Annotated in this window: 35 protein-coding genes; 12 read left to right on the plus strand and 23 right to left on the minus strand. The window is 56.0% G+C overall.

Translation table 11 applies throughout. The features are described 5' to 3' along the window. Window positions 1-8: 8 nt before the first annotated feature. The 5 genes from SLH49_RS19280 to SLH49_RS19300 all read right to left on the minus strand — a co-directional run bounded on the left by SLH49_RS19280 (window position 9) and on the right by SLH49_RS19300 (window position 3,789). Window positions 9-587 carry an adenylate kinase gene (locus SLH49_RS19280; RefSeq protein ID WP_320241250.1) on the minus strand — a complete coding sequence of 193 codons (579 nt, stop codon included), beginning with the start codon at window positions 585-587 and terminating at the stop codon, window positions 9-11. Then, window positions 584-1,942 carry a preprotein translocase subunit SecY gene (gene secY / locus SLH49_RS19285; RefSeq protein WP_320270791.1) on the minus strand — a complete coding sequence of 453 codons (1,359 nt, stop codon included), beginning with the start codon at window positions 1,940-1,942 and terminating at the stop codon, window positions 584-586. Before secY ends, SLH49_RS19280 begins: the two co-directional genes overlap by 4 nt. A gap of 105 nt (window positions 1,943-2,047) precedes the next feature. Further along, window positions 2,048-2,521, minus strand: coding sequence for a 50S ribosomal protein L15 (gene rplO / locus SLH49_RS19290; protein WP_320270792.1), 474 nt, complete (start codon window positions 2,519-2,521; stop codon window positions 2,048-2,050). Between the two features lie 310 nt (window positions 2,522-2,831). Then, a complete protein-coding gene (locus SLH49_RS19295) occupies window positions 2,832-3,416 on the minus strand; it encodes a hypothetical protein (RefSeq protein ID WP_320270793.1) in 585 nt (194 codons plus the stop codon). Between the two features lie 4 nt (window positions 3,417-3,420). Then, window positions 3,421-3,789: an HPr family phosphocarrier protein gene (locus SLH49_RS19300; RefSeq protein ID WP_320270794.1), complete on the minus strand. Its 369-nt coding sequence runs from the start codon at window positions 3,787-3,789 to the stop codon at window positions 3,421-3,423. 191 nt (window positions 3,790-3,980) lie between these two features. Between SLH49_RS19300 and rpmC the strand changes: the two genes are divergently transcribed. The 11 genes from rpmC to rpmD all read left to right on the plus strand — a co-directional run bounded on the left by rpmC (window position 3,981) and on the right by rpmD (window position 8,274). Further along, window positions 3,981-4,187: a 50S ribosomal protein L29 gene (gene rpmC / locus SLH49_RS19305; RefSeq protein ID WP_320241242.1), complete on the plus strand. Its 207-nt coding sequence runs from the start codon at window positions 3,981-3,983 to the stop codon at window positions 4,185-4,187. Between the two features lie 3 nt (window positions 4,188-4,190). After that, entirely contained in the window at window positions 4,191-4,421 is a 231-nt protein-coding gene (gene rpsQ / locus SLH49_RS19310; protein WP_019953317.1) for a 30S ribosomal protein S17, read from the plus strand. Window positions 4,422-4,495: 74 nt separating this feature from the next. Next, the gene (rplN, locus tag SLH49_RS19315; RefSeq protein ID WP_320241237.1) at window positions 4,496-4,864 is read left to right on the plus strand and encodes a 50S ribosomal protein L14; all 369 of its coding nucleotides are present in this window, start codon (window positions 4,496-4,498) and stop codon (window positions 4,862-4,864) included. Window positions 4,865-4,866: 2 nt separating this feature from the next. Next, a complete protein-coding gene (rplX, locus tag SLH49_RS19320; RefSeq protein WP_320270795.1) occupies window positions 4,867-5,172 on the plus strand; it encodes a 50S ribosomal protein L24 in 306 nt (101 codons plus the stop codon). Continuing rightward, the gene (gene rplE / locus SLH49_RS19325; RefSeq protein WP_320270796.1) at window positions 5,172-5,735 is read left to right on the plus strand and encodes a 50S ribosomal protein L5; all 564 of its coding nucleotides are present in this window, start codon (window positions 5,172-5,174) and stop codon (window positions 5,733-5,735) included. The genes rplX and rplE overlap by 1 nt, the downstream gene beginning before the upstream one ends. A 20-nt stretch (window positions 5,736-5,755) precedes the next feature. Next, window positions 5,756-6,061, plus strand: coding sequence for a 30S ribosomal protein S14 (gene rpsN / locus SLH49_RS19330; RefSeq protein ID WP_320241232.1), 306 nt, complete (start codon window positions 5,756-5,758; stop codon window positions 6,059-6,061). Between the two features lie 12 nt (window positions 6,062-6,073). Further along, window positions 6,074-6,466: a 30S ribosomal protein S8 gene (gene rpsH, locus SLH49_RS19335; protein ID WP_320241231.1), complete on the plus strand. Its 393-nt coding sequence runs from the start codon at window positions 6,074-6,076 to the stop codon at window positions 6,464-6,466. A 10-nt stretch (window positions 6,467-6,476) separates the two neighbouring features. Continuing rightward, on the plus strand, window positions 6,477-7,010 hold the full coding sequence (gene rplF / locus SLH49_RS19340) for a 50S ribosomal protein L6 (RefSeq protein WP_320270797.1): 534 nt from the start codon (window positions 6,477-6,479) through the stop codon (window positions 7,008-7,010). 11 nt (window positions 7,011-7,021) lie between these two features. Continuing rightward, window positions 7,022-7,387, plus strand: a complete 366-nt coding sequence (gene rplR, locus SLH49_RS19345) for a 50S ribosomal protein L18 (RefSeq protein ID WP_320270798.1) — start codon at window positions 7,022-7,024, stop codon at window positions 7,385-7,387. A 104-nt stretch (window positions 7,388-7,491) separates the two neighbouring features. Beyond that, window positions 7,492-8,073 (plus strand): 30S ribosomal protein S5, encoded by a 582-nt coding sequence (gene rpsE, locus SLH49_RS19350; RefSeq protein ID WP_320241228.1) that lies wholly within the window; start codon window positions 7,492-7,494, stop codon window positions 8,071-8,073. Between the two features lie 12 nt (window positions 8,074-8,085). Beyond that, entirely contained in the window at window positions 8,086-8,274 is a 189-nt protein-coding gene (gene rpmD, locus SLH49_RS19355; protein WP_320241227.1) for a 50S ribosomal protein L30, read from the plus strand. Window positions 8,275-8,483: 209 nt separating this feature from the next. Here rpmD and SLH49_RS19360 read toward each other — a convergent pair whose 3' ends face one another. Continuing rightward, window positions 8,484-9,560 carry a LysM peptidoglycan-binding domain-containing protein gene (locus SLH49_RS19360; protein WP_320270799.1) on the minus strand — a complete coding sequence of 359 codons (1,077 nt, stop codon included), beginning with the start codon at window positions 9,558-9,560 and terminating at the stop codon, window positions 8,484-8,486. 160 nt (window positions 9,561-9,720) lie between these two features. On the opposite strand from SLH49_RS19360, the gene SLH49_RS19365 reads away from it, so the two are divergent. Then, entirely contained in the window at window positions 9,721-10,344 is a 624-nt protein-coding gene (locus SLH49_RS19365) for a TIGR02466 family protein (RefSeq protein ID WP_320270800.1), read from the plus strand. A 68-nt stretch (window positions 10,345-10,412) separates the two neighbouring features. Here the strand turns inward: SLH49_RS19365 and SLH49_RS19370 are convergent, their stop codons facing one another. The 17 genes from SLH49_RS19370 to SLH49_RS19450 form a co-directional block, all read right to left on the minus strand. Continuing rightward, window positions 10,413-11,666 (minus strand): Hint domain-containing protein, encoded by a 1,254-nt coding sequence (locus SLH49_RS19370; RefSeq protein WP_320270801.1) that lies wholly within the window; start codon window positions 11,664-11,666, stop codon window positions 10,413-10,415. A 174-nt stretch (window positions 11,667-11,840) separates the two neighbouring features. Continuing rightward, window positions 11,841-12,356, minus strand: coding sequence for an NADAR family protein (locus tag SLH49_RS19375; protein WP_320270802.1), 516 nt, complete (start codon window positions 12,354-12,356; stop codon window positions 11,841-11,843). Window positions 12,357-12,514: 158 nt separating this feature from the next. Next, the gene (gene rplP / locus SLH49_RS19380; protein ID WP_320270803.1) at window positions 12,515-12,928 is read right to left on the minus strand and encodes a 50S ribosomal protein L16; all 414 of its coding nucleotides are present in this window, start codon (window positions 12,926-12,928) and stop codon (window positions 12,515-12,517) included. 13 nt (window positions 12,929-12,941) lie between these two features. Beyond that, window positions 12,942-13,643 carry a 30S ribosomal protein S3 gene (rpsC, locus tag SLH49_RS19385; protein ID WP_320241218.1) on the minus strand — a complete coding sequence of 234 codons (702 nt, stop codon included), beginning with the start codon at window positions 13,641-13,643 and terminating at the stop codon, window positions 12,942-12,944. Beyond that, window positions 13,643-14,023: a 50S ribosomal protein L22 gene (gene rplV, locus SLH49_RS19390; protein WP_320270804.1), complete on the minus strand. Its 381-nt coding sequence runs from the start codon at window positions 14,021-14,023 to the stop codon at window positions 13,643-13,645. The genes rpsC and rplV overlap by 1 nt, the downstream gene beginning before the upstream one ends. 3 nt (window positions 14,024-14,026) lie before the next feature. Then, window positions 14,027-14,305 (minus strand): 30S ribosomal protein S19, encoded by a 279-nt coding sequence (gene rpsS / locus SLH49_RS19395; protein ID WP_045997910.1) that lies wholly within the window; start codon window positions 14,303-14,305, stop codon window positions 14,027-14,029. Window positions 14,306-14,308: 3 nt separating this feature from the next. Further along, on the minus strand, window positions 14,309-15,151 hold the full coding sequence (gene rplB, locus SLH49_RS19400) for a 50S ribosomal protein L2 (protein ID WP_320241212.1): 843 nt from the start codon (window positions 15,149-15,151) through the stop codon (window positions 14,309-14,311). Window positions 15,152-15,528: 377 nt separating this feature from the next. Next, window positions 15,529-15,999, minus strand: a complete 471-nt coding sequence (locus SLH49_RS19405; RefSeq protein WP_320270805.1) for a hypothetical protein — start codon at window positions 15,997-15,999, stop codon at window positions 15,529-15,531. 372 nt (window positions 16,000-16,371) lie between these two features. After that, window positions 16,372-16,716, minus strand: coding sequence for a DUF2200 domain-containing protein (locus SLH49_RS19410; RefSeq protein ID WP_320270806.1), 345 nt, complete (start codon window positions 16,714-16,716; stop codon window positions 16,372-16,374). Window positions 16,717-16,815: 99 nt separating this feature from the next. Next, window positions 16,816-17,004, minus strand: a complete 189-nt coding sequence (locus tag SLH49_RS19415; RefSeq protein WP_320270807.1) for a DUF2892 domain-containing protein — start codon at window positions 17,002-17,004, stop codon at window positions 16,816-16,818. Window positions 17,005-17,140: 136 nt separating this feature from the next. After that, window positions 17,141-17,437 (minus strand): 50S ribosomal protein L23, encoded by a 297-nt coding sequence (locus tag SLH49_RS19420; protein WP_320241208.1) that lies wholly within the window; start codon window positions 17,435-17,437, stop codon window positions 17,141-17,143. Beyond that, complete coding sequence (gene rplD, locus SLH49_RS19425; RefSeq protein ID WP_320241205.1) at window positions 17,434-18,054, minus strand: 50S ribosomal protein L4; 621 nt, start codon at window positions 18,052-18,054, stop codon at window positions 17,434-17,436. The genes SLH49_RS19420 and rplD overlap by 4 nt, the downstream gene beginning before the upstream one ends. Further along, entirely contained in the window at window positions 18,044-18,865 is an 822-nt protein-coding gene (gene rplC, locus SLH49_RS19430; RefSeq protein ID WP_320270808.1) for a 50S ribosomal protein L3, read from the minus strand. Before rplC ends, rplD begins: the two co-directional genes overlap by 11 nt. Window positions 18,866-18,877: 12 nt before the next feature. Continuing rightward, window positions 18,878-19,186 carry a 30S ribosomal protein S10 gene (rpsJ, locus tag SLH49_RS19435; protein ID WP_320241480.1) on the minus strand — a complete coding sequence of 103 codons (309 nt, stop codon included), beginning with the start codon at window positions 19,184-19,186 and terminating at the stop codon, window positions 18,878-18,880. A 263-nt stretch (window positions 19,187-19,449) separates the two neighbouring features. Then, window positions 19,450-20,109: a hypothetical protein gene (locus tag SLH49_RS19440; RefSeq protein ID WP_320270809.1), complete on the minus strand. Its 660-nt coding sequence runs from the start codon at window positions 20,107-20,109 to the stop codon at window positions 19,450-19,452. 122 nt (window positions 20,110-20,231) lie between these two features. Next, window positions 20,232-20,678, minus strand: a complete 447-nt coding sequence (locus tag SLH49_RS19445; protein ID WP_320270810.1) for a hypothetical protein — start codon at window positions 20,676-20,678, stop codon at window positions 20,232-20,234. 147 nt (window positions 20,679-20,825) lie between these two features. Continuing rightward, a partial coding sequence (locus SLH49_RS19450) for an EF-Tu/IF-2/RF-3 family GTPase (RefSeq protein ID WP_413785312.1) occupies window positions 20,826-21,276 on the minus strand: 451 nt, incomplete at its 5' end.

Below are 21,276 nucleotides of genomic sequence, written 5' to 3' on the forward strand. Positions count from 1 at the left end.
CCCGATGTTTAAGCGAGCGCGTCCGCAATGCTCTTGGCCACGTCGTCCATGCTGGCCAGACCGTCCACGGATTTCAGATCACCCTTGGCGTAGTAGTACCCTACCAGAGGACTGGTCTGCTTGTAGTATGCCATCAAGCGCGTGCGCAGGCTTTCTTCGTTGTCGTCAGCACGCACGGGCTGCCCTGCCGCCTCGGCCTCTTTCGCGCGACCAACAATCCGTTCCACCAAGACGTCATCTTCGACCTGCAGTTCAATCACCGCATCGAGGTTTTCACCCATATCGACAAGCAAACGACCCAGCGCGTCAGCTTGGGCCAATGTGCGTGGAAAACCATCAAAGATGTAACCGCTGGCCCCATCGTCGGCCTCCAGCTTTTCGCGGATCAGGCCGATCACGATCTCATCGGTCACAAGGTCGCCACGGTCCATGACCTCGGCCACCATCTTGCCCATTTCGGTGCCGCTTGTGCGGGCGGCCCGCAGCATATCACCGGTGCTGAGCTGCACCATGTTCCGCTCAGCCACAAGCCTTTGTGCTTGGGTCCCCTTCCCCGCCCCTGGCGGGCCCAGCAGTATTATATTCATCGACGCGATGGCCCTTTACGTTTTCCATTACGCTTGCCACGCAATTGAGACTTCTCAATCAGGCCTTCGTATTGATGTGCCACCAGATGAGACTGGATTTGTTGGATCGTGTCCATACCCACTGACACAATAATCAGGATCGATGTACCGCCAAAGTAGAACGGAATGGCCAGTTCGGCGCGGATAATCTCGGGCAGAAGTGCCACCAAGGCGAGATATCCGGAGCCTAGAACCAGCACGCGGGTCACCACGTAATCCAGATATTCCTCGGTCTTCTTTCCGGGACGGATGCCGGGAATGAACCCGTTCTGGTTCTTGAGGTTCTCTGCCACATCCTCGGTCTTGAACGCCACTTCGCGGGTGTAGAAGTAGGTGAAAAAGATGATCATGCCGCCAAAGAAAATCAAATACAGCGGCTGGCCCGGACCGAAATAAGCCAAAAGGGCAGACATGACCGGGCTGGTCGAACCACCGCTGAATGTGCTCACTGTGGTGGGCAGCAGCAACAGCGCCGACGCAAAGATCGCCGGGATCACACCGGCCGGGTTCACCTTGATTGGCAGGTGGCTTGTCGAGCCGTCATAGACCTTCATGCCGCGCTGCTGGCGCGGATATTGAATGTGGATTTTCCGCAAGCTGCGCTCCATGAAGACCACAAAGGTCAGAACAACGGCGAGCATCACAATGATGCCGATGACCACTGCAGGGCTGATCGCACCCGAACGACCTTGGCTGAGGAATTGCGCCAAAGCGGCAGGGATTTCGGCGATGATGCCGACAAAGATGATCAGCGAGATACCGTTGCCAATGCCACGTGCGGTGATTTGCTCACCCAGCCACATCAGGAACATACAGCCGCCCACGATGGTGATGACAGTGGACGCCTGGAAGAAGAAACCGGGATCAGCCGCAAGCCCACCGGCCTCAAGACTGATCGCAAGGCCATAGGATTGCGCGGTGGCCAAGATCACCGTGCCGTAGCGCGTATATTGGTTCAGCTTGCGCCGCCCGGCTTCACCTTCTTTCTTCAGCGCCTTCAGCGGCTCCCACATGGATCCCATCAGCTGCATCACGATCGAGGCCGAGATGTAGGGCATGATCCCCAGCGTAAAGATCGCCATCCGGCTGAGCGCGCCGCCGGTGAACATCGACAGGATCCCGCCGATGCCCGCTTGCGCGTCTTCCATGAATTGCTGCAGGGCAACCCCATCGATACCGGGAACGGGAATGAAGGTTCCCAGACGGTAGATGATCAGAAGGCCGATGGTGAAGAGGATGCGCTGGCGCAATTCAGTTGCTTTGCCAAAGGCGCTCCAACTGACATTGGCGGCCATTTGCTCTGCTGCAGAAGCCATATGGGTCTCTTTTTACATGAAACGCCGCGGATCGGTTTCCCGGTCAGCGGCGTCTGGGAACACTTGGGTGGGTATGTAAGCGACAGGCCTGCCGCTCACAAGGTGTTACTCTGCCGCTGCCGGAGTTGTGACGGTGAGTGAACCGCCCGCTTTCGAAACAGCCTCGACAGCACCTTTGGAGGCGCCGGTGACGGTGATGTTAGCCTTGGCCGTGAAATCACCCTTGGCCAGCACGCGGATGCCGTCCTTTTTGCGGCGAACCAGACCGGAGGCGACCAGCGCGTCCTCAGTAATGTCAGCCTTGGCGTCGAGCTTGCCTTCGTCGATGAATTTCTGGATAAGTCCCAGATTTACAACGGCAAATGCCTTGCGGTTGGGCTTGTTGAACCCGCGCTTTGGCAGGCGTTGATAGAGCGGCATCTGACCGCCTTCATAGCCTTTGATCGCCACACCGGAACGTGATTTCTGACCTTTGATACCACGGCCACCGGTCTTACCTTTGCCGGAGCCCGGACCACGGCCGATGCGTTTCTTGCGCGTGGTGGCGCCTTCGTTATCGGATAGTTCGTGCAGTTTCATGTCGCTTCTCCTTATGCCGGAATTGGCCCCCAGCGACGGGAGCGGCCAAACACGGCGTTACAATATGAATCGGTTTTCGAACCGACCAGCGGCGTATAGACGGGCGGCGGGAACGGATCAAGGGGAGACTTTGGGGCAGGAAATCCGCGTACAGAACCCGTACAGAAGCTGTACATTTCTGTACGTAAACTTGTGCGGTGGCTTTGCGGAAGGTCCCGGATCGAGTCCGGGACCGCAGTGTACCAGAATGCTGAGCGGAGTGCTCAACCAGACGAGTTATCTTGGCTGGTTGATCTCAATGAGTGTTTCTTCAATTATCCGTCGCACTAGCCTGAACAAGATCATTCGTTAAGACCGAGTTTGTCACTTGCTCGAACTCTTGCCTCACGAGCACCTTCAGTTGTTCGACCACCGAGCGCATTTCTCTCAGCTTAATAATGTTTACATCAATCGCTTCCTCTTGGGATGACGCTTTGATGACTTCCCCCAGTTTTGCGAGAAGTTTTTCCGTAACCAATTTGTGACTTCGTTCTGTCAAGAGAAGTTGATTGTCAACGACACTGTGGAAGATGTCTTGCACCGTCGCTTCTATGTCTGCTTTTGCTGCTGGCAGCGCCTTCAAACCTTCTTCCACTTTGACGGCAAGACGCCCTTCCAGATCGGAGGACTGTCGAGAAAGCTTACTCAGCTTGCTTAGCAAAAGCTTTGTGAAGTCGTACTTGTCCAAGAAATAGCCGGTTGACTGAGTGATCAACACCTTTCTGTCATGGTCTAGCCTGTCCTTCTCAAGTCGATGCGAACGCCTACGGTCAATGAGGTTTGACACGGTCGTCAGTATAGCAATGAGTATCGCGACAAATGGTGCGACCAGTTGAATTAGAAGCTCGGACGACATCAACTCATTGATACTCCCCAAAACGGTCTTGGAACAGATCCTTGATAGCAGCGGCGAGCTCGTTGGCACCTGGGCCGGTCACCACGACATCCAATGTTGTACCGAGGCTTGCGCCCAACAATAGTGCTGACATCATGAAGTCTGAAACTTCGCCAAATACATGATCGGCGTATGCAGCGGAGTCGTCACCGTTCCCCGCTGGCGCGGCAATGTAAACAGCCTGCCCCGAAGAATGCATGTAGCTTTCGACCAGCCGGACCAGCTTTGCGGACGCGCGTGCGTGCAAACCCTTCTTGTTGCCGACCGTCACACCAAAGCTCACGTAGTTTTCCGAAACCGTTAGTAGGCGGCCCATTTGGCGAATTTCGTTCATTATGCTGAGTCCTCGGTGTTCCGTATCAACGGAAACACACGTCTGGTATGAATGGTACATCAACTGGCCGCAATAATGATCTTGCCAACCTCTCCCCATCCCCCTATACGGCCCACTTCTACACCCACTCCACCGGGAATCGGGTGACGCTACGCGCGGCCTGCCGGTGATGTTAAAAAAGGAGTCGTCCGATGGACGCCAATGAACTGCGGGCGAAGACGCCCGATCAGCTCCGTGAAGAGTTGGTCAATCTGAAGAAAGAAGCCTTTAACCTGCGTTTCCAGCAGGCCACAGGCCAGCTTGAGAATACTGCCGCGATGCGCGCTGCCCGCCGCAACGCTGCCAAGGTCAAAACCATTCTGAACGAAAAGGCCCGTGCGGCCGCTGAGGAGGCTTAATCTATGCCTAAGCGTATCCTGCAAGGGGTTGTCACAAGCAACCAGAACGCCCAGACCGTGACTGTTCAGGTCGAGCGTCGTTTCAAGCATCCTCTGCTTCAGAAGACCGTGCGTAAGTCGAAGAAGTACCGCGCACATGACGAGAATAACGCATTCAACGTTGGTGACACCGTCCGCATTCAGGAATGTGCGCCAAAGTCGAAGACCAAACGCTGGGAGGTCATCGCTTCTTAAGCGATAACCTCTCGGTTTAATCGAAACCCTGGGGACAAGGCACGCATCGCCCCCCAAAGGTCGGGAGAAACCAAATGATCCAGATGCAAACCAATCTGGATGTTGCTGACAATAGCGGCGCACGCCGTGTTCAGTGCATCAAGGTTCTGGGTGGGTCCCATCGTCGTTACGCGAGTGTCGGTGACATTATCGTCGTATCGGTGAAGGAAGCCATTCCACGTGGTCGTGTGAAAAAGGGTGACGTCCGCAAGGCCGTTGTCGTCCGCACCGCCAAGGAAGTCCGTCGTGAAGACGGCACCTCCATCCGTTTTGACAGCAACGCTGCTGTCATCCTCAACAACAATGGTGAACCGATCGGCACACGGATTTTTGGGCCCGTCGTTCGCGAACTGCGCGCCAAGAACTTCATGAAGATCATCTCACTCGCGCCGGAGGTGCTGTAATCATGGCTGCGAAACTCCGCAAAGGTGACAAGGTCATCGTGCTGGCCGGCAAAGACAAGGGCAAGACGGGCGAGATTTCGTCGGTCGATCCGAAAGCCGGCAAGGCTGTTGTTGACGGGATCAACATCGCCATCCGCCACCAGAAACAATCTGCCCAGTCCCAGGGTGGTCGCACGCCAAAGGCGATGCCGATCGACCTGTCGAACTTGGCCATTGTTGATGCAAACGGCAAAGCGTCCCGCGTCGGCTTCCGTATGGATGGCGACAACAAGGTGCGTTACGCCAAGACAACAGGGGATGCGATCTGATGCTTGATGCTGCAAACTACACCCCCCGCCTGAAGACGCAGTACGTGAACAAAATCCGTGCCGCGCTGAAGGAAGAGTTCGGTTATAAGAACGACATGCAGATCCCGAAGCTTGAGAAAATCGTTCTCAACATCGGTTGTGGTGCCGAAGCTGTCCGTGACAGCAAGAAAGCAAAATCGGCTCAGGAAGATCTGACAACCATCGCTGGTCAAAAGGCCATGACGACACGGGCCAAGAAATCCATCGCGGGTTTCCGGGTACGTGAAGACATGCCTTTGGGTGCGAAAGTGACCCTGCGCGGCGACCGGATGTATGAATTCCTCGACCGTCTGATCACCGTTGCGATGCCACGTATCCGCGACTTCCGCGGCGTGTCGGGCAAGTCTTTCGATGGCCGCGGCAACTATGCCACCGGCATCAAAGAGCATCTGGTGTTCCCCGAGATCAACTTTGACAAGATCGATGAGAACTGGGGCATGGACATCGTTATCTGCACAACAGCGAACACTGACGCTGAAGCCAAGAGCCTGTTGAAGCACTTCAACATGCCGTTCAACAGCTGAAGCGTGAGGGAGATTTAGATATGGCTAAGAAATCCATGATCGCGCGTGAAAAGAAGCGCGAAAAGCTGGTCGCCCAATACGCTGAGAAACGTGCAGCGCTGAAGGCAATCATCAACGACCGTGAAAAGCCCGTGGAAGAGCGGTTCAAGGCATCCCTTGAATTGGCAAAACTGCCCCGCAACTCTTCGGCGACACGTTTGCACAACCGTTGCCAGCTCACCGGGCGTCCACACGCCTATTACCGTAAACTGAAGATCAGCCGGATCGCGCTGCGGGACCTTGGGTCCAACGGCGAAATCCCCGGCATGGTCAAGTCGAGCTGGTAAGGAGATACGTTTATGAATGATCCTATCGGTGATATGCTCACACGTATCCGCAACGGCCAGATGCGCGGCAAGTCCTCGGTGGAAACACCGGCGTCGAAACTGCGTGGCTGGGTTCTGGATGTGCTTTCTGACGAAGGTTATATCCGCGGCTACCAGAAGAAGGACGGCAAAGACGGCCATCCTGCTTTCAACATTGAGCTGAAATACTACGAGGGCACCCCTGTCATTCGCGAAGTCAAGCGGGTTTCCAAGCCCGGCCGTCGCGTTTACCTGGGCGCACAGGACCTCCCATCTGTCCGTCAGGGCCTGGGTGTGTCGATTGTCTCCACCCCCAAGGGTGTGATGTCGGACGCGAATGCACGCGCTGCCAATGTGGGCGGTGAAGTGCTTTGCACCGTATTCTAAGGAGATCGCGATGTCTCGTATTGGGAAAAAACCGGTTGAGCTGCCATCGGGTGTGACCGCATCCGTGTCAGGTCAGACCATTGAAGTGAAGGGCCCCAAGGGCACCCGCAGCTTTACCGCGACCGACGACGTCACCATCACGGTTAACGGTGATGCGATCACGGTAGACCCGCGCGGCAAATCCAAGCGCGCGCGTCAGCAATGGGGCATGAGCCGCACGCAGGTGGCCAACCTTGTTGAGGGCGTCACCAACGGCTTCAAGAAAGAGCTGGAGCTGTCGGGTGTTGGTTACCGTGCGCAGATGCAGGGTAACGTGTTGAAACTGTCGCTGGGTTACAGCCACGACGTGAACTTCGAAGTGCCCGAGGGTGTGACTGTCACCGCCCCGAAGCCCACGGACGTGATCGTTGAAGGCATCGACCAGCAGCTTGTGGGCCAGGTCGCGGCGAATATCCGCGAGTGGCGCAAGCCCGAGCCCTATAAAGGCAAGGGTATCAAGTACAAAGGCGAATATATCTTCCGTAAGGAAGGTAAGAAGAAGTAAGGACCGGACAGATGGCAAACAGCAAGAGAGAATTGTTTCTCAAGCGCCGTATGCGCGTGCGGAACAAGCTTCGCAAAGTAACGGCAAACCAGGGGCGTGCGCGTCTTTCGGTGCACCGTTCCAACAAGAACATCAGCGCCCAGCTGATCGACGATGTGAACGGCGTGACAATCGCGTCGGCCTCATCGCTCGAAAAAGATCTGGGCGTGGTCGGCAAGAACAACATCGAAGCCGCTTCCAAGGTGGGCGCTGCAATTGCAGAGCGCGCGAAGAAAGCGGGTGTCGAGGTTGCCTATTTCGACCGTGGTGGCTTCCTCTTTCACGGTAAGATCAAGGCTTTGGCCGATGCGGCCCGTGAAGGTGGCTTGAAAATCTAAAGCGCGTAGGGTGCGCCTTTTGGCGCGCCCTCGATGATCCGGGACCATTTGGTCACCGCGATTGGACAACCGGGCGGGAGCCCAATGACAAAAGGATGCCATCAATGGCAGAACGTGAAAACCGCGGCCGTGGCCGCAACCGTGAAGAACAGGCCCCCGAATTTGCCGACCGTCTGGTCGCGATCAACCGGGTGTCCAAGACGACCAAAGGTGGTAAGAACTTCGGTTTCGCCGCACTGGTTGTTGTCGGCGATCAGAAAGGTCGCGTGGGTTTTGGCAAGGGTAAGGCCAAGGAAGTGCCCGAGGCGATCCGCAAGGCAACTGAGCAAGCCAAGCGCCAGATGATCCGTGTGCCTCTGCGCGACGGACGGACTCTGCACCACGATATGGAAGGCCGCCATGGCGCAGGTAAGGTTGTGATGCGCACTGCCCCTGAGGGTACCGGGATCATCGCCGGTGGTCCGATGCGTGCCGTGTTTGAGATGCTGGGCGTCAAGGACGTTGTGTCCAAGTCCATCGGCTCGCAGAACCCCTACAACATGATCCGCGCCACGATGAACGGTCTGCAGAAAGAGCAAAGCCCACGCAACGTGGCCCAGCGTCGTGGCAAGAAGGTCGCTGACATCCTGCCCAAGCGGGACGAGGCGCCTGTTGCCGAGGCCCCTGCTGAAGCAGCAGAAGCTTAAGGAGACGAAGAGATGGCTAAAACAATCGTCGTCAAGCAGATCGGCTCCCCGATCCGCCGCCCCGCCAAACAGCGTGCCACGCTGGTGGGCCTGGGCCTGAACAAGATGAACCGCACGCGTGAGCTGGAAGACACCCCATCCGTGCGCGGCATGGTCAACAGCATCCCCCACCTCGTCGAGATCGTCGAAGAAAAGGGATAAGGCTTCGGCAGGTTTGACCCTACCTAGAACTTGAAACGCCCTCGGTTTTCCGAGGGCGTTTTCTTTTGTCGATGTGGTCTGCGCGGCTATTGATCAAATAGACGATCTGCTCGTGCCAAGGTTTCGGCACTCACTTTCTGCCGTTTCCCAGCAAAAGAAAAACGCCTGCTCTTTCTCAAGAGCAGGCGTCTATCTGACAAGTCCGTGTCTTACTGGTTCAGCGCACGGAAGGCCGTCATATGCCGGCGAACGGTCGCGAACCACAGACCGGAATCCTTGATGTTGCTCAGACCGCTATTCACCGTCGCCAGGATCTCTTCGTTTTGTGGATGCGTTTTCGCGATCACGGCGTGAAGCACGTCAACGAATGTGAGCGCCTCGTGCATCTGCACCTGTGATGCCGCACCAAGCTCAGCGATCCGTCCGTCAGCCACATCAACGGCTACAAGGGCAACATCCGCCTTGTCTTCGAGGATAAAGTTGACGCAATCCGCAGCCGTCGGTGCACGCACGACGCTGATAGCAGGCTCGACGAGATCAACGCCTTCGAGCGGGGCGAGCGTGAACGCCTCGGCCCGGCAGATGCGCTGACCCTTCAGCTCTGCATGGTCCGCAAAGACCGGATCAGAGGCGAGACTGTAATAGCCCAGCACTTCCTCATACATCGGGTCGCTGAAGTCGAGATTGTTGCAGCGGAATTGCGATTCATCTTCCAGCTTGTCCATGATCTCACAATTCGGTTGGCTCCACCCGATACTGATGTCATAGGCATGGTCCACGATCAGCGGGTTCAGATGCGCGCCATCGTCGTTGATGAAGTCGATCTGGTATTCCGGATTGCCGTCAGCATTTTCCAACGCCAGGTTGATGATCTCGGTCAAAAGGCCGCCCTGTTCCTGATCTTCATCCATGAACGGCGCCCAGCCTGTGGCCGTCAGCACGCGGATCGGCTTGTCTTCCGCAGGGGCTGGCAGGCGTTCGGTCGTCTGCACATCACGGATCGCGGCGGCATTGGCCGCCGACTGTCCCAGATCGCCATCAATGCAAGGCACAAACAGGCGGTCGCCTACATTGATCAGCCCGGGATTTGGCCCGATTGCTTCGGCATTGGCGCTGTAGATGAGATTGAAGCTGCCTGTGCTGCCATAGGCCCGCTGCGCGATAGATGAGAGATAATCGCCAGGTTGGACGATGTAATCCTGGCCGCAAGTCACGGCCTGAGCAGAAGCTGCGGCAGCAGTAACACAAAGACCGGAGGTCAAAAGAAGAGATCGCATAAAGCGCATGGGCTTACCTTGTATTTGTTAACTTCGTGCCCGGCTTGCTACGCGTGTTCTGTGGCAGGAATTTGTTCCCAACCATGGTAAAGAGCGTGTAAATTCGTTTTGTCACCTGACTTTACGTAAGCCACTTGCGCCCGCCATCGGTTCTGACAAGAAGGCATCCATGTCACAGATTAGATCGCTCTTTGCGACCCGCCTTTATCACGCCAGGCTATCAGAACTCGGCGCACATGTTGACCAGGCAGAGCTGAAACGGTCCTGCTATGGCATTGCCGAGGATGACGAGGCCGGGCAGGTTTGGTGCGAAGAGAACGGGTATCCGGGCTATACGTCCTATGCCTCACTGACCGACCTGCCCTGGCGCTTTCCGATCTTCGCCGATGTGGTCAAGGCGTTGGATGCGCATGTGGCCGCCTTTGCCGCGGATCTGCAGTTCGACCTTGGCGAGAAGACGCTGCAGCTTGAGGACATCTGGATCAACATCCTGCCCCCCGGCGGCATCCACACCGGCCACATCCATCCCCATTCGGTCATAAGCGGGACGACCTACGTGGCGATGCCCGACGGCGCGAGCGCGCTGAAGCTGGAGGACCCGCGCCTGCCGATGATGATGGCAGCGCCACCGCGCGTGAAAGAGGCACGAGAGGAATTGCGGTCATTTATCTACATCAAGCCTGTAGCGGGCGATGTCCTGCTCTGGGAAAGCTGGCTACGGCACGAGGTGCCGATGAACATGGCCGAAGAGGATGAGCGGATATCGGTGAGTTTCAACTACAAATGGGACTGAGTGGCGAGAGCTTACACCGTATCATTTACGCCTAAGTCAGGGCCGGATACATACCTGACAATCGCACGTCAACAGTCGAGCAATTCCAGCAGCGGTTTGTCGTTCTTGACGTGGCGTTGGACCAGTTTTCGTTGCTGCCTTAGGGACATGCTCAGCTGCGCCGCACCATGGAACGGTGCCTGATCGAAGATATCAGGAAAGATGGCTGCGATTTCGGCGCGCCCTGAAGCGCTGAGTGCTTTCACTGCTTCAGGGCCAATGTAGAGGCTTTCTGCAGGTGCGCCCTCAGCCACCAACACCTCGTGATCGTCACAAAGAATATGATAATAGGTCAGTGTCGTCAGGCCCTCATCAACAGCAATGCCTGCCATTTCAGTCAATGCAATTGCCGGCACCCAAACACTGCTCTGACCAGCCATTCTTTGTGCAATCCTTGAGGTTACAAGGACGCGATGCTGGCGAGACACGACAAGGTCCCGATGCGGCAAGCCGCGCCCGAGTGCCCCGGCACTGATACGGACAGGGCGCAGTTTTGGAGACCGGGCGAGTTCTGAAGCACGGATATGACGCTGCCCGATCCACCGGATGGGCACCAGACGACCGCAGAGCAGTTTGACCTGCTGACCCACCCTGAGCGTATCGATAATCTGTGAGCCGTCCGGGGTTTCAATCAACGTGCCACCTGCGAAACAGACAATGCTTGGGACGTCAAAGTCAAAGCCGGTTCCACGCGGATTGCTGTTGCCGCCGCCATCAGCGGTCGTCCAGTTGTCAGTATCTAAGATTGATGCAATCAGGTCATCGCGGACCACAGGATCCGCCAATGCGCCATCAGCGGTCCACTCCATATAATCTTCATCACCATCAATGATTATGGCACCGTTTGAGGTCGTGAGACCTGTGCCGGAAAGGTTCGGGGTTTGGGTATTGCTGCCCTGCGCCTCGTTCGCAATGACAGCGACAAAGTCCGTCGGCGTGACTGTGTTGCCGGTGCGCGTGCCCTGAAACGCCCAGAACATCTCATTCCGGCCAGCAATGTTGTAGCCGCCGCGGAGATAATCAACATCCCCACCGCTATCAAAACTGATCGTGTCAGCACCGGGATCCATGTCGATAGTCACGACGGTACCAGCGGGCAGACCACCGACAGGGACCGTCCATTCGATCAGCTGCTCCGTACCGAGAAACGCGCTGCCGTCCCATTCATCATCGGTGAAATAAATGACCTCGCCCGCCGCAATGTCTGTTGTCGCGACAAACGAGATATCATCGTTGTCACTATCCCAACCAACAAACAGAAGATCGCCGGGGTCAAGTGGCATTGGAAATCCGGTCTTGTTTCTGGTTCGTCGACACTACCTCAGTTGCTTTAGCGGGTCACGGAGAGAATTGGTCGCGTTATCTTGGGGTGTATCGCGTGACGGGCAGATCAGATCCAAGCCAGCTCGCCTCCAAGCGCGTTAGATCCGACATGATAACGAAGCACTAGCCTTGGTCTATTCGGCGGCGACGTGCGTAGCTTCGTCCGGGAACTCGCTTCGTAACTCCTGCCGCACCTCCATCAGAACATTTCCTAAGAGGTTCTGACCCGGCCAGTACTCGGGTGCGATTTCGCGTGCCTTCACCTCATCCAAGCCGATACCCCAAATCGTATCCATCGGGCTTGCCTCGACCAAAACTTTATTTCCCGTCTGGAACAGCTTTCGCCTCAAGCCTTTGTTCTGGCTGAACTTTGCGTGATTTGCACGTTTGACGATGTCGACCTTGTGCAGGTCCCATGTACTTTCAACGAAATTGCGGACCTGCCTCCCCAACGCCTTTTGCGTGCCCGCATCGTGTGTAGCGAGAATCTTCTGAGCGGTCTCGTGGTCGCCAAAAAGAAGCGCCTTGTGATGCATCATGGCCTGTTCGGCCGTCACAAATTCAACGCCTTCAATTTCAAAGTTGCCCTTTTGCCATTGACTGAAGGGACCGCTCCAAAAGAAATGATATTTGTTTGGGTCGTATGTCATGACCGTCTGTTAGCTGGAATTGAATCTGCTGACGAGACGAAAGACAAGAACCCCTGTCGATTTCACGACCGGGGTTCTTTATTCTTAACCGGGTCGGGCCGCATTTGGCTGTGCCAAACGCTTACCCCTCTTCCGCCGATCCCAGAGGGATCTTCGGTTTACCAGTCTTCGCGCACCACCGTCCGTGTCTTGACGGGCAGTTTCATCGCTGCAAGGCGCAGGGCCTCGCGGGCGATGGTTTCTGACACACCGTCGATTTCGAACATGACGCGGCCAGGCTTGACCTTGCAGGCCCAGAAGTCGACCGAGCCCTTACCTTTACCCATCCGCACCTCGATTGGCTTCGAGGTCACAGGCAGGTCAGGGAAAATCCGGATCCAGACCCGGCCCTGACGCTTCATGTGGCGCGTCATGGCCCGGCGGGCGGCTTCGATCTGGCGGGCGGTGACCCGCTCGGGCTCAATGGCTTTCAGACCGTAAGTGCCGAAGTTCAGATCAGAACCGCCCTTGGCGAGGCCCTTGATCCGCCCTTTGTGCATCTTGCGGAATTTTGTACGCTTTGGCTGAAGCATTGTTCAGGTCTCCTTAGCGACGTGGGCCGCGAGGGACAGCGCCCTCTTGCAGCTCAGCATGTTTGCGGTCATGCGCCGACGGATCGTGCTCCATGATGTCACCTTTGTAGATGAACACCTTGATGCCGATGATGCCGTAAGGCGTGGACGCCTCGTAATGCGCATAGTCGATGTCAGCACGCAGGGTGTGAAGCGGCACGCGACCTTCACGGTACCATTCGGTCCGCGCAATCTCGGCACCGCCCAGACGACCGGCGAGGTTCACGCGGATGCCTAGGGCACCCATGCGCATGGCGTTCTGCACCGCACGCTTCATCGCGCGACGGAAAGACACACGACGCTCCAGCTGCTGACCGATGCTTTCGGCAACCAGCTGCGCGTCAAGCTCTGGCTTGCGGACCTCAACGATGTTCAGGTGCAGCTCTGACGTGGTCAGATTGGCCAGTTTCTTGCGCAGTGTTTCGATATCGGCACCCTTTTTGCCGATGATCACACCGGGGCGCGCTGCGTGGATCGTCACGCGGCACTTCTTGTGCGGACGTTCGATGATCACGCGGCTCACACCGGACTGGGCGCATTCCTTTTTGATGAAGTCCTTGATGGCAAGGTCTTCAAGCAAAAGATCGCCATAGTCCTTGGTGTCGGCGTACCAGCGGCTGTCCCAGGTGCGATTGACCTGCAGGCGCATACCGACGGGATTGACTTTGTTACCCATTATGCTTGCTCCTCAACCTGACGCACCTTGATGGTGATTTCCGAGAACGGCTTGATGATCTTGCCGAACCGGCCACGGGCGCGAGGGCGACCGCGTTTCATGATCAGGTTTTTGCCCACATAAGCCTCGGCGACGACAAGTTCATCGACGTCCAGGTTGTGGTTGTTTTCTGCGTTGGCGATGGCGGATTGAAGGCATTTCTTCACGTCACCGGCGATCCGCTTTTTCGAGAAAGTCAGATCATTCAGCGCCGTTTCAACCTTCTTGCCACGGATCATGCCAGCGACGAGGTTCAGTTTCTGCGGGGACGTGCGAAGCATGCGCAGTTTTGCCATTGCTTCATTGTCGGCCACGCGGCGGGGGTTCTTTTCCTTGCCCATGACTTACTTCCGCTTCGCTTTTTTGTCAGCGGCGTGACCGTAATAGGTGCGGGTTGGTGAGTATTCACCGAACTTCTGACCAATCATGTCTTCCGTGACGTTGACGGGTATATGCTTCTTGCCGTTGTAGACCCCGAAGGTCAGCCCAACGAACTGAGGCAGGATGGTAGAACGACGCGACCAGATCTTGATCACTTCGTTGCGGCCGCTTTCGCGCGCAGCTTCGGCCTTTTTCAAGACGTAAGCGTCGACGAATGGGCCTTTCCAGACGGAACGTGCCATATCTTAACGGCCTTTCTTCTTGGCGTGCCGCGAGCGGATGATCAGCTTCTGGCTTGCCTTGTTCTTGTTACGGGTGCGCTTACCCTTGGTGTCTTTCCCCCAAGGTGTCACAGGCGTCCGGCCACCGGATGTGCGGCCTTCACCACCACCATGCGGGTGATCGATCGGGTTCATCGCAACACCGCGGACGGATGGGCGGATGCCCTTGTGGCGGTTGCGACCGGCCTTACCGAAGTTCTGGTTGGAGTTGTCGGGGTTCGACACCGCACCAACCGTCGCCATGCATTCCTGACGAACGAGGCGCAATTCACCCGAAGACAGACGGATCTGGGCATAGCCACCGTCACGACCGACGAACTGGGCATAGGTCCCAGCAGCACGGGCGATCTGGCCGCCTTTTCCGGGCTTCAGTTCGATATTGTGCACGATTGTCCCGATAGGCATGCCTGAGAAAGGCATCGCGTTGCCGGGCTTGATGTCGGCCTTGGCCGAGGCGATCACCTTGTCACCAACAGCCAGACGCTGCGGGGCAAGGATGTAATTCTGGGTGCCGTCCTCGTACTGGATCAGTGCGATGAAGGCGGTCCGGTTCGGGTCATATTCGATGCGGGCGACAACAGCGGACATATCCATCTTGTTGCGCTTGAAATCGACGATCCGGTAGAGACGCTTTGCGCCCCCACCAATGCGACGCATGGTGATCCGTCCGGTATTGTTCCGACCGCCCGACTTGGTCAAACCCTCGGTGAGGGCCTTGACAGGGCGTCCTTTCCAAAGCTCCGAACGGTCGATCAGCACCAGCCCACGCTGGCCCGGCGTCGTCGGTTTGTACGACTTGAGTGCCATGTTAGCTTCTTCCGTTTGCTTGGCGGCCTCTCGAGAGGCCTATGTGGTGAAGGGCCCCGAAGGTCCCCAATGGTTCAAATCACAACACCCCGGACGAATCCGGGGTGACTGCGATGGGCGGCTTATAGTGGGGGTTGGGTGGGGTGGCAAGTGTTTTAGGACGCACCAAGTGAACGGCGAAAATGCTCAAAGTGTCAACCTAAGGAACATTAGCAAACAGGTAGCTAAGAGTATCGGATAGGTCTGATAGGCTACGTTCCGAAAATGCGGCCACTATCACGATGAACAAAGCCGAAATAATTATCGAAGTGGACGCGCCTGAGGCAATTGACCTAGCGGCAACCACAACACTTCTACGCAAGTCCATTGCTCGTTTCTCAGATTCTGCCACTAGAAAACTCCCTCATGGCAAGCGAGGTGGAGACCAGGCTGGCAAGACCGAGTACTCCTGGAATCACTATAGTGAACATCGGAGCACCAAGCCCTAATTTAGGAAAACCAAGAAAAAAACAAAGACAAAGTACAAACATTATTGCAGGTATAACACAGAGCACCACCAGTTTTCTACCTAAGTCTGCATCGTTAGCGCCTGATCTTCCAAACCCCCAGGCCAACGCACCGATGTAAGAAATTGAGATGAATTCAAGCCAAATACCGCGAATATGATTCTCCACCATGTGTTCGAAGGGCGGGAGTGTAACACTATCAACCAGCGCAACTTTAAGCATAACGCCCAAAAATACCGGCACCAAGGGCAGCACAATTGTAGCCGCACGATTGTCAATAAAGGATTGAAAATATTGTGATGCGCCATTTGAGATGCTTGGCTCAGGATTTTGATCACTCATTAAAACTGTTCCGTTGCAAATTTTCAAGTTACTCTGCTTTAAAGTGCATAGTCACGCAAGTATTTCCAACTTTGGTTGACCTTCGTTGACTGCTTGTTTGACCGATTGGCACAGATAGTTGACACTGGCGTACATCAAACGATCCTACTTCGTTCGCACAAACTTTGCCGATCTCCAACGTCCTGCCGAAACGAGTATGGAGTGCCGGGCTGGCGCTTTGGGTACTATGCGCTCCGCTGACTTGGGGGATGTACGCGGCTGCGATAGCGTGACTTTGCAAGACCGTTGCAACGCCATCCCACGGGCAGCCGCGCGCCCGGCTTGGGTTTGGGTAGATGGCGGTGGGTTGGCACCCACCCTACGGAAGGTCCCTCACCTTTTGATATTCTCGAACTTCTTCCCGCGCGCCAATTCGTCGATCAGTTTGTCGAGGTAGCGGATTTCTTGCATCAGTGGCTCCACGATCTCTTCCACCCGCACGCCGCAGACCACGCCTTTGATCAATTTGCGGTTCGGGTTCAGCGCGGGGGCGTGGGCGAAGAAGGCTTCGAAATCGCGCTCATCCGCAAGCGCCGCGTCCAGCCCCGTTGCATCATAGCCGGTCAGCCAGTGGATCAGCTCATCCACCTGCGCCTTGGTCCGTTCCTTCTTTTCCGCCTTGGCGACGTAATGCGGGTAAACGCTCGCAAAACTCATTTTATAGATCTTATGCGGCATCGGGGACCCTCCTCCACCCAGCTTATCGGGAACGCGACTCCGCACAAAGAAAAAGCCCCCGACCGTCGCCGAGGGCTTTGCCATTTGGTTGTTTTCGGATCAGCAATCCGTGCAGGTCTTAAACCCGAAGATGCGATAAAGCGGGCAGAAGTTCATGCCCGCCGTGGCCAGCAGGACCAGTCCGACCCACCCCCAAACACCGATTGTGCCCGTCAATGCGCCAAGCACCAGCAAGGCGCCCAGTATCAGTCGTCCAATACGGTCCCAAGATGCTAGATTACGTGTCATATGCCGCTCCTCTGTTGGATATGTCGACAGTCTAGCAATGCTAAAACATTTTAAAAATGAAATGTTATTGATCGAATGAAAGAAAATCCCGGCCGCGACGACGACCGGGGTTTTCAAGGATTGATGACCGATGGTCTTAAAGACCGGTGGATACGTCGATCGTGTTGCCCTCTTCGAGCGTCACATAGGCCTTTTTCACGTCGCTCCGCTTGCCCAACTGGCCGCGGAAGCGCTTGACCTTGCCTTTGGTGATCGTCGTGTTGACTGCTTTCACCTTCACACCAAACAGTGCCTCTACGGCTTGTTTGATCTGTGGCTTATTGCTGTCAATCGCTACCTCGAACACAACGGCCCCGTTTTCGGACGCCATTGTGGATTTCTCGGTAATAATCGGCTTGCGGATCACGTCGTAATGTTCTGCTTTCGCGCTCATGACAAACGAGCCTCCAGTGCTGCGACACCTGCTTTGGTCAGCACGAGCGTGTCGGACCGCAGGATGTCATAGACGTTGGCACCCTGGCTGGGCAGCACGTCCAAGGTTTTGATATTTTGGGCGGCTTTCTTGAAGTTCTCGTTCACTTCAGCCCCATCGATGACCAGCGCACGCTTCCAACCCAATGCACCGACCTGCTTGGCCAGAGCACCGGTTTTGGCGTCTTTCACATCGATGCTGTCCACGACAACCAGCTCACCGGCAGCCTGCTTGGCAGACAAAGCGTGCTTCAGACCCAGCTTGCGGAATTTCTTCGGCAGGTCATGGGCGTGGCTGCGGGGCGTCGGCCCCTTGTAGATACCACCCGAGCGGAAGATCGGCGCGCCGCGCGAGCCGTGGCGTGCGCCACCGGTGCCCTTTTGGCGATAGATCTTCTTGGTCGAATAGCTGACCTCGGACCGTGTCAGCACGTCATGCGTACCGGCCATGGCCTTGTTGCGCTGCCAGCGGACGACGCGGTGCAGGATGTCCTTGCGCGGCTCCAGACCGAAGATGTCGTCGTTCAGATCGACGGAACCAGCCTTGCCGCCGTCAAGTTTGATGGCATCAGCCTTCATTGTTCTCGCCTCCTTCGGCTTCGGCAGCTTCAAGCGCCGCCTGTTCTGCCTCGGCAGCCGCCTTTGCAGCCGCTTCCTCTTCCGCAGCTGCGGCAGCGGCGGCTTCTTCGGCCAGACGCTTGGCTTCTTCATCCATGGATTTCAGGCCAGCAGGGTAAATCACGTTCTCAGGGGTTGGCTTCTTGACCGCGTCCTTCAACGTCACCCAGCCACCTTTGGAACCAGGCACAGCGCCTTTGACCATGATCAAGCCACGGTCGGCATCAGTGCGCACAACCTGCAGGTTCTGGGTCGTGACTTTCGCCGCACCCATGTGACCCGCCATCTTCTTGCCTTTGAACACCTTGCCGGGGTCCTGACACTGGCCGGTCGAACCATGCGAGCGGTGGCTGATCGATACACCGTGCGAGGCGCGTAGACCACCGAAGTTGTGGCGCTTCATCGCACCGGCAAAACCTTTACCGATGGATGTGCCAGAGACGTCCACATACTGCCCTTCGAAATAGTGGTTCGCGGTCAGCGTCTCACCCACATTGATCATGTTCTCAGGGGCGACGCGGAATTCGGCAACCTTGCGCTTTGGCTCAACCTTGGCCGCAGCAAAATGGCCGCGCATCGCCTTCGATGTGCGCTTGGCCTTCGCCTCACCGGCGCCCAGCTGAACAGCGACATAGCCGTCCTTTTCAGCGGTGCGCTGTGCGACAACCTGCAGGTTTTCCAGCGACAGCACAGTCACAGGGATCTGCTTGCCGTCTTCCATGAACAGCCGGGTCATCCCGACTTTCTTTGCGATAAGTCCGGTACGGAGCATATGGTCTACTCCTTATACGGAAATCTGAACGTCGACACCGGCAGCCAGGTCGAGCTTCATCAGCGCGTCCACGGTCTGCGGTGTCGGGTCCACGATATCGAGAAGGCGCTTGTGCGTGCGGATCTCGAACTGATCGCGGGATTTCTTGTCCACGTGGGGGCCACGCAGAACGGTGAATTTTTCGATCTTGTTGGGAAGCGGGATCGGGCCGCGGACAGAAGCGCCGGTACGCTTGGCTGTTGAGACGATTTCCTGTGTGCTTGCATCAAGCACCCGGTAATCAAACGCCTTGAGGCGGATACGGATGTTCTGGCTTTGAATCGCCATGATGGAGCCCCTTAGATTGGGGTTCTAACGGATTGGACGATACCAGCTCATCCGGCACCCTCATCGCGTCTTGGTCCAATGGAGAAAGGGCGCGCATGGCGCACCCTTGTTGGATGAGCGGCGTATAGGGGGAGTCGGAGGTGGTGTAAAGGGGGTTGTCTTGAGAATTAATTGATCTCCCAAGGTCTAAGATGAACTACCAACCAAAGATCAAACGCATTCAGTTTGTCTTAATTCAGTATGAGTTCATCAATAGATCATTCGGCAATGAAGTCTTCGACGGACACTCGTTGCCCAGCTATGTGGGCCTCGGCAAGAGAAATCCCTTTCTCGAATTGGCTGCGAGACAGTACATCGTCTGTAATACGCATACCAGCCTCGTGATGAAACATAGTGCGAGCCAAGTTCCAAACGTTATCAGGAGAGGTCAAGCTGACTTCGTCATCAAGCCCAACATCTCGCAGAAAGTACTTGGGAGCATGGCTAGAATATCCAATGAAATAGTTTTGAACTGAGGCGCTACTAGGATCAGTACTACCCGCATAATTCATTGCTAGCTGCCGCAATGTAACACTGCCTTGCGGATCGTAGCCCTTGAATTCATTTCCTCGCTTCATCATCCAGTACCACCAGATGCCAGCACCCGACTCTTTTGTTGCGAAACCAGGAACGACGTAGCCGTTACCACCCTCATCGCGAATACTGCTGTCGATGATAACTCCGGGCCATTCTGCTATGTAACGAAATTTGGCGCTGTACTCCGCAGGCTCTACTTTGGGAGTCAAGGCGCCGAAATTATATGTGCAAAAAGAGATCGGCACACATTCTGTTCTGGAAGGAAGTGAAGTCCGAACGTCTCCGGCGTCAATGCATCCTGTCAAGGAAACCACAAATACAAGCGCTGTAAATCTCAACATACCAATCACCAAAAGTATTCTTCAACTAAAGGTTGATACTAGGTTCGCGCACTCGTCAAGAACAATTTGCATCGAAATCGGCTACGGATGCAGAGAGAAGGATAATGCGTTCAACTTGGCACCTAGTCAGGCTTCGGTCGGCGAAGCTTCCCAATCCTCTGCTCTTGAGAGTCATCCGATTGCAATGCCACATCCAAAGAAAAAGTCAGTCGCGAAACCATTTGATTAGTACTCTCCTTCCCACCATCAATTGACGCCTCTATCACCCAGATCTTAGCCTTTGCTCCAGCGGATGCCTCACCTTTTGTCGAGGCGCTTACTGCAATATCAAAGTTAAGCGTGGTTCGAGGCCTGACAAACTCATTGCTGCCTTGCCCGGTGGCTTGCAGCGTTCCAGGGTTCACCAGACCGCCAGATTGCTTGATGGTTGCATCAGCTTCAACGATAGCATCCGAGATGCTGCTTATGGCGGACACTACAAATTCTTTAAGTTCCAAAACAAGCGACTCCAATAGCTCCTCTGTTGTAAGGTTAGAGCATTGGATTTGGTGTGCAATCAACACAAACAAAGGCCGCCCCTAAAGCGGCCTTTGTTGTTCTTGGAGGTCCCGGATCGGGTCCGGGACGGCGTTGCGCCTTGGATGGCTACCGGGTGAGTTCTCGGCATTTGCGGTGCAAACGCCTGCCACTCACTGGGTGGTTTCGCTAATCGTCGATTACTCTACAATTTTGGAGACGACCCCAGCCCCCACGGTCCGGCCACCTTCGCGGATGGCGAAGCGCAGGCCGTCTTCCATGGCGATCGGCGCGATCAGCTCCACGTTGAACTTCAGGTTGTCGCCCGGCATCACCATTTCGGTGCCCGCGGGCAGCTCAACCGTGCCGGTCACGTCTGTCGTGCGGAAGTAGAACTGCGGACGGTAGTTCGCAAAGAACGGCGTGTGGCGCCCGCCCTCTTCCTTGGTCAGGATGTAAGCTTCGGCCTCGAACTTCGTGTGCGGCGTCACGGAGCCGGGTTTGCAGAGCACCTGACCACGCTCAACACCGTCACGGTCGATGCCGCGCAGGAGCGCACCGATGTTGTCGCCTGCTTCACCGCTGTCGAGCAGCTTGCGGAACATCTCAACACCCGTGCAGGTCGTCTTCTGCGTATCGCGGATGCCGACG

Source organism: Cognatiyoonia sp. IB215446 (assembly GCF_033963825.1).
In the GTDB taxonomy this organism is placed as follows: Bacteria; Pseudomonadota; Alphaproteobacteria; order Rhodobacterales; family Rhodobacteraceae; genus Yoonia.

Excerpts from the sequence above, each read along its gene's own strand:
- SLH49_RS19420 (WP_320241208.1), bottom strand. The coding sequence starts at position 17,437 with ATGAGCGCGAAAGCAGAACATTACGACGTGATCCGCAAGCCGATTATT.
- rplV (WP_320270804.1), bottom strand. The coding sequence starts at position 14,023 with ATGGGCAAGGAAAAGAACCCCCGCCGCGTGGCCGACAATGAAGCAATG.
- rplB (WP_320241212.1), bottom strand. The coding sequence starts at position 15,151 with ATGGCACTCAAGTCGTACAAACCGACGACGCCGGGCCAGCGTGGGCTG.
- rpsH (WP_320241231.1), top strand. The coding sequence starts at position 6,074 with ATGAATGATCCTATCGGTGATATGCTCACACGTATCCGCAACGGCCAG.
- rplP (WP_320270803.1), bottom strand. The coding sequence starts at position 12,928 with ATGCTTCAGCCAAAGCGTACAAAATTCCGCAAGATGCACAAAGGGCGG.
- SLH49_RS19410 (WP_320270806.1), bottom strand. The coding sequence starts at position 16,716 with ATGCCGCATAAGATCTATAAAATGAGTTTTGCGAGCGTTTACCCGCAT.
- rplF (WP_320270797.1), top strand. The coding sequence starts at position 6,477 with ATGTCTCGTATTGGGAAAAAACCGGTTGAGCTGCCATCGGGTGTGACC.
- SLH49_RS19360 (WP_320270799.1), bottom strand. The coding sequence starts at position 9,560 with ATGCGCTTTATGCGATCTCTTCTTTTGACCTCCGGTCTTTGTGTTACT.
- SLH49_RS19370 (WP_320270801.1), bottom strand. The coding sequence starts at position 11,666 with ATGCCACTTGACCCCGGCGATCTTCTGTTTGTTGGTTGGGATAGTGAC.
- rpsN (WP_320241232.1), top strand. The coding sequence starts at position 5,756 with ATGGCTAAGAAATCCATGATCGCGCGTGAAAAGAAGCGCGAAAAGCTG.
- rplN (WP_320241237.1), top strand. The coding sequence starts at position 4,496 with ATGATCCAGATGCAAACCAATCTGGATGTTGCTGACAATAGCGGCGCA.
- SLH49_RS19405 (WP_320270805.1), bottom strand. The coding sequence starts at position 15,999 with ATGAGTGATCAAAATCCTGAGCCAAGCATCTCAAATGGCGCATCACAA.
- rplR (WP_320270798.1), top strand. The coding sequence starts at position 7,022 with ATGGCAAACAGCAAGAGAGAATTGTTTCTCAAGCGCCGTATGCGCGTG.
- SLH49_RS19295 (WP_320270793.1), bottom strand. The coding sequence starts at position 3,416 with ATGTCGTCCGAGCTTCTAATTCAACTGGTCGCACCATTTGTCGCGATA.
- SLH49_RS19375 (WP_320270802.1), bottom strand. The coding sequence starts at position 12,356 with ATGACATACGACCCAAACAAATATCATTTCTTTTGGAGCGGTCCCTTC.
- rplC (WP_320270808.1), bottom strand. The coding sequence starts at position 18,865 with ATGCTCCGTACCGGACTTATCGCAAAGAAAGTCGGGATGACCCGGCTG.
- rpmD (WP_320241227.1), top strand. The coding sequence starts at position 8,086 with ATGGCTAAAACAATCGTCGTCAAGCAGATCGGCTCCCCGATCCGCCGC.
- rpsQ (WP_019953317.1), top strand. The coding sequence starts at position 4,191 with ATGCCTAAGCGTATCCTGCAAGGGGTTGTCACAAGCAACCAGAACGCC.
- rpsC (WP_320241218.1), bottom strand. The coding sequence starts at position 13,643 with ATGGGTAACAAAGTCAATCCCGTCGGTATGCGCCTGCAGGTCAATCGC.
- SLH49_RS19280 (WP_320241250.1), bottom strand. The coding sequence starts at position 587 with ATGAATATAATACTGCTGGGCCCGCCAGGGGCGGGGAAGGGGACCCAA.
- rplO (WP_320270792.1), bottom strand. The coding sequence starts at position 2,521 with ATGAAACTGCACGAACTATCCGATAACGAAGGCGCCACCACGCGCAAG.
- rpsE (WP_320241228.1), top strand. The coding sequence starts at position 7,492 with ATGGCAGAACGTGAAAACCGCGGCCGTGGCCGCAACCGTGAAGAACAG.
- rplE (WP_320270796.1), top strand. The coding sequence starts at position 5,172 with ATGCTTGATGCTGCAAACTACACCCCCCGCCTGAAGACGCAGTACGTG.
- secY (WP_320270791.1), bottom strand. The coding sequence starts at position 1,942 with ATGGCTTCTGCAGCAGAGCAAATGGCCGCCAATGTCAGTTGGAGCGCC.
- rpmC (WP_320241242.1), top strand. The coding sequence starts at position 3,981 with ATGGACGCCAATGAACTGCGGGCGAAGACGCCCGATCAGCTCCGTGAA.
- rplD (WP_320241205.1), bottom strand. The coding sequence starts at position 18,054 with ATGAAGGCTGATGCCATCAAACTTGACGGCGGCAAGGCTGGTTCCGTC.
- SLH49_RS19365 (WP_320270800.1), top strand. The coding sequence starts at position 9,721 with ATGTCACAGATTAGATCGCTCTTTGCGACCCGCCTTTATCACGCCAGG.
- rplX (WP_320270795.1), top strand. The coding sequence starts at position 4,867 with ATGGCTGCGAAACTCCGCAAAGGTGACAAGGTCATCGTGCTGGCCGGC.
- SLH49_RS19300 (WP_320270794.1), bottom strand. The coding sequence starts at position 3,789 with ATGAACGAAATTCGCCAAATGGGCCGCCTACTAACGGTTTCGGAAAAC.
- SLH49_RS19440 (WP_320270809.1), bottom strand. The coding sequence starts at position 20,109 with ATGTTGAGATTTACAGCGCTTGTATTTGTGGTTTCCTTGACAGGATGC.
- rpsS (WP_045997910.1), bottom strand. The coding sequence starts at position 14,305 with ATGGCACGTTCCGTCTGGAAAGGCCCATTCGTCGACGCTTACGTCTTG.
- SLH49_RS19415 (WP_320270807.1), bottom strand. The coding sequence starts at position 17,004 with ATGACACGTAATCTAGCATCTTGGGACCGTATTGGACGACTGATACTG.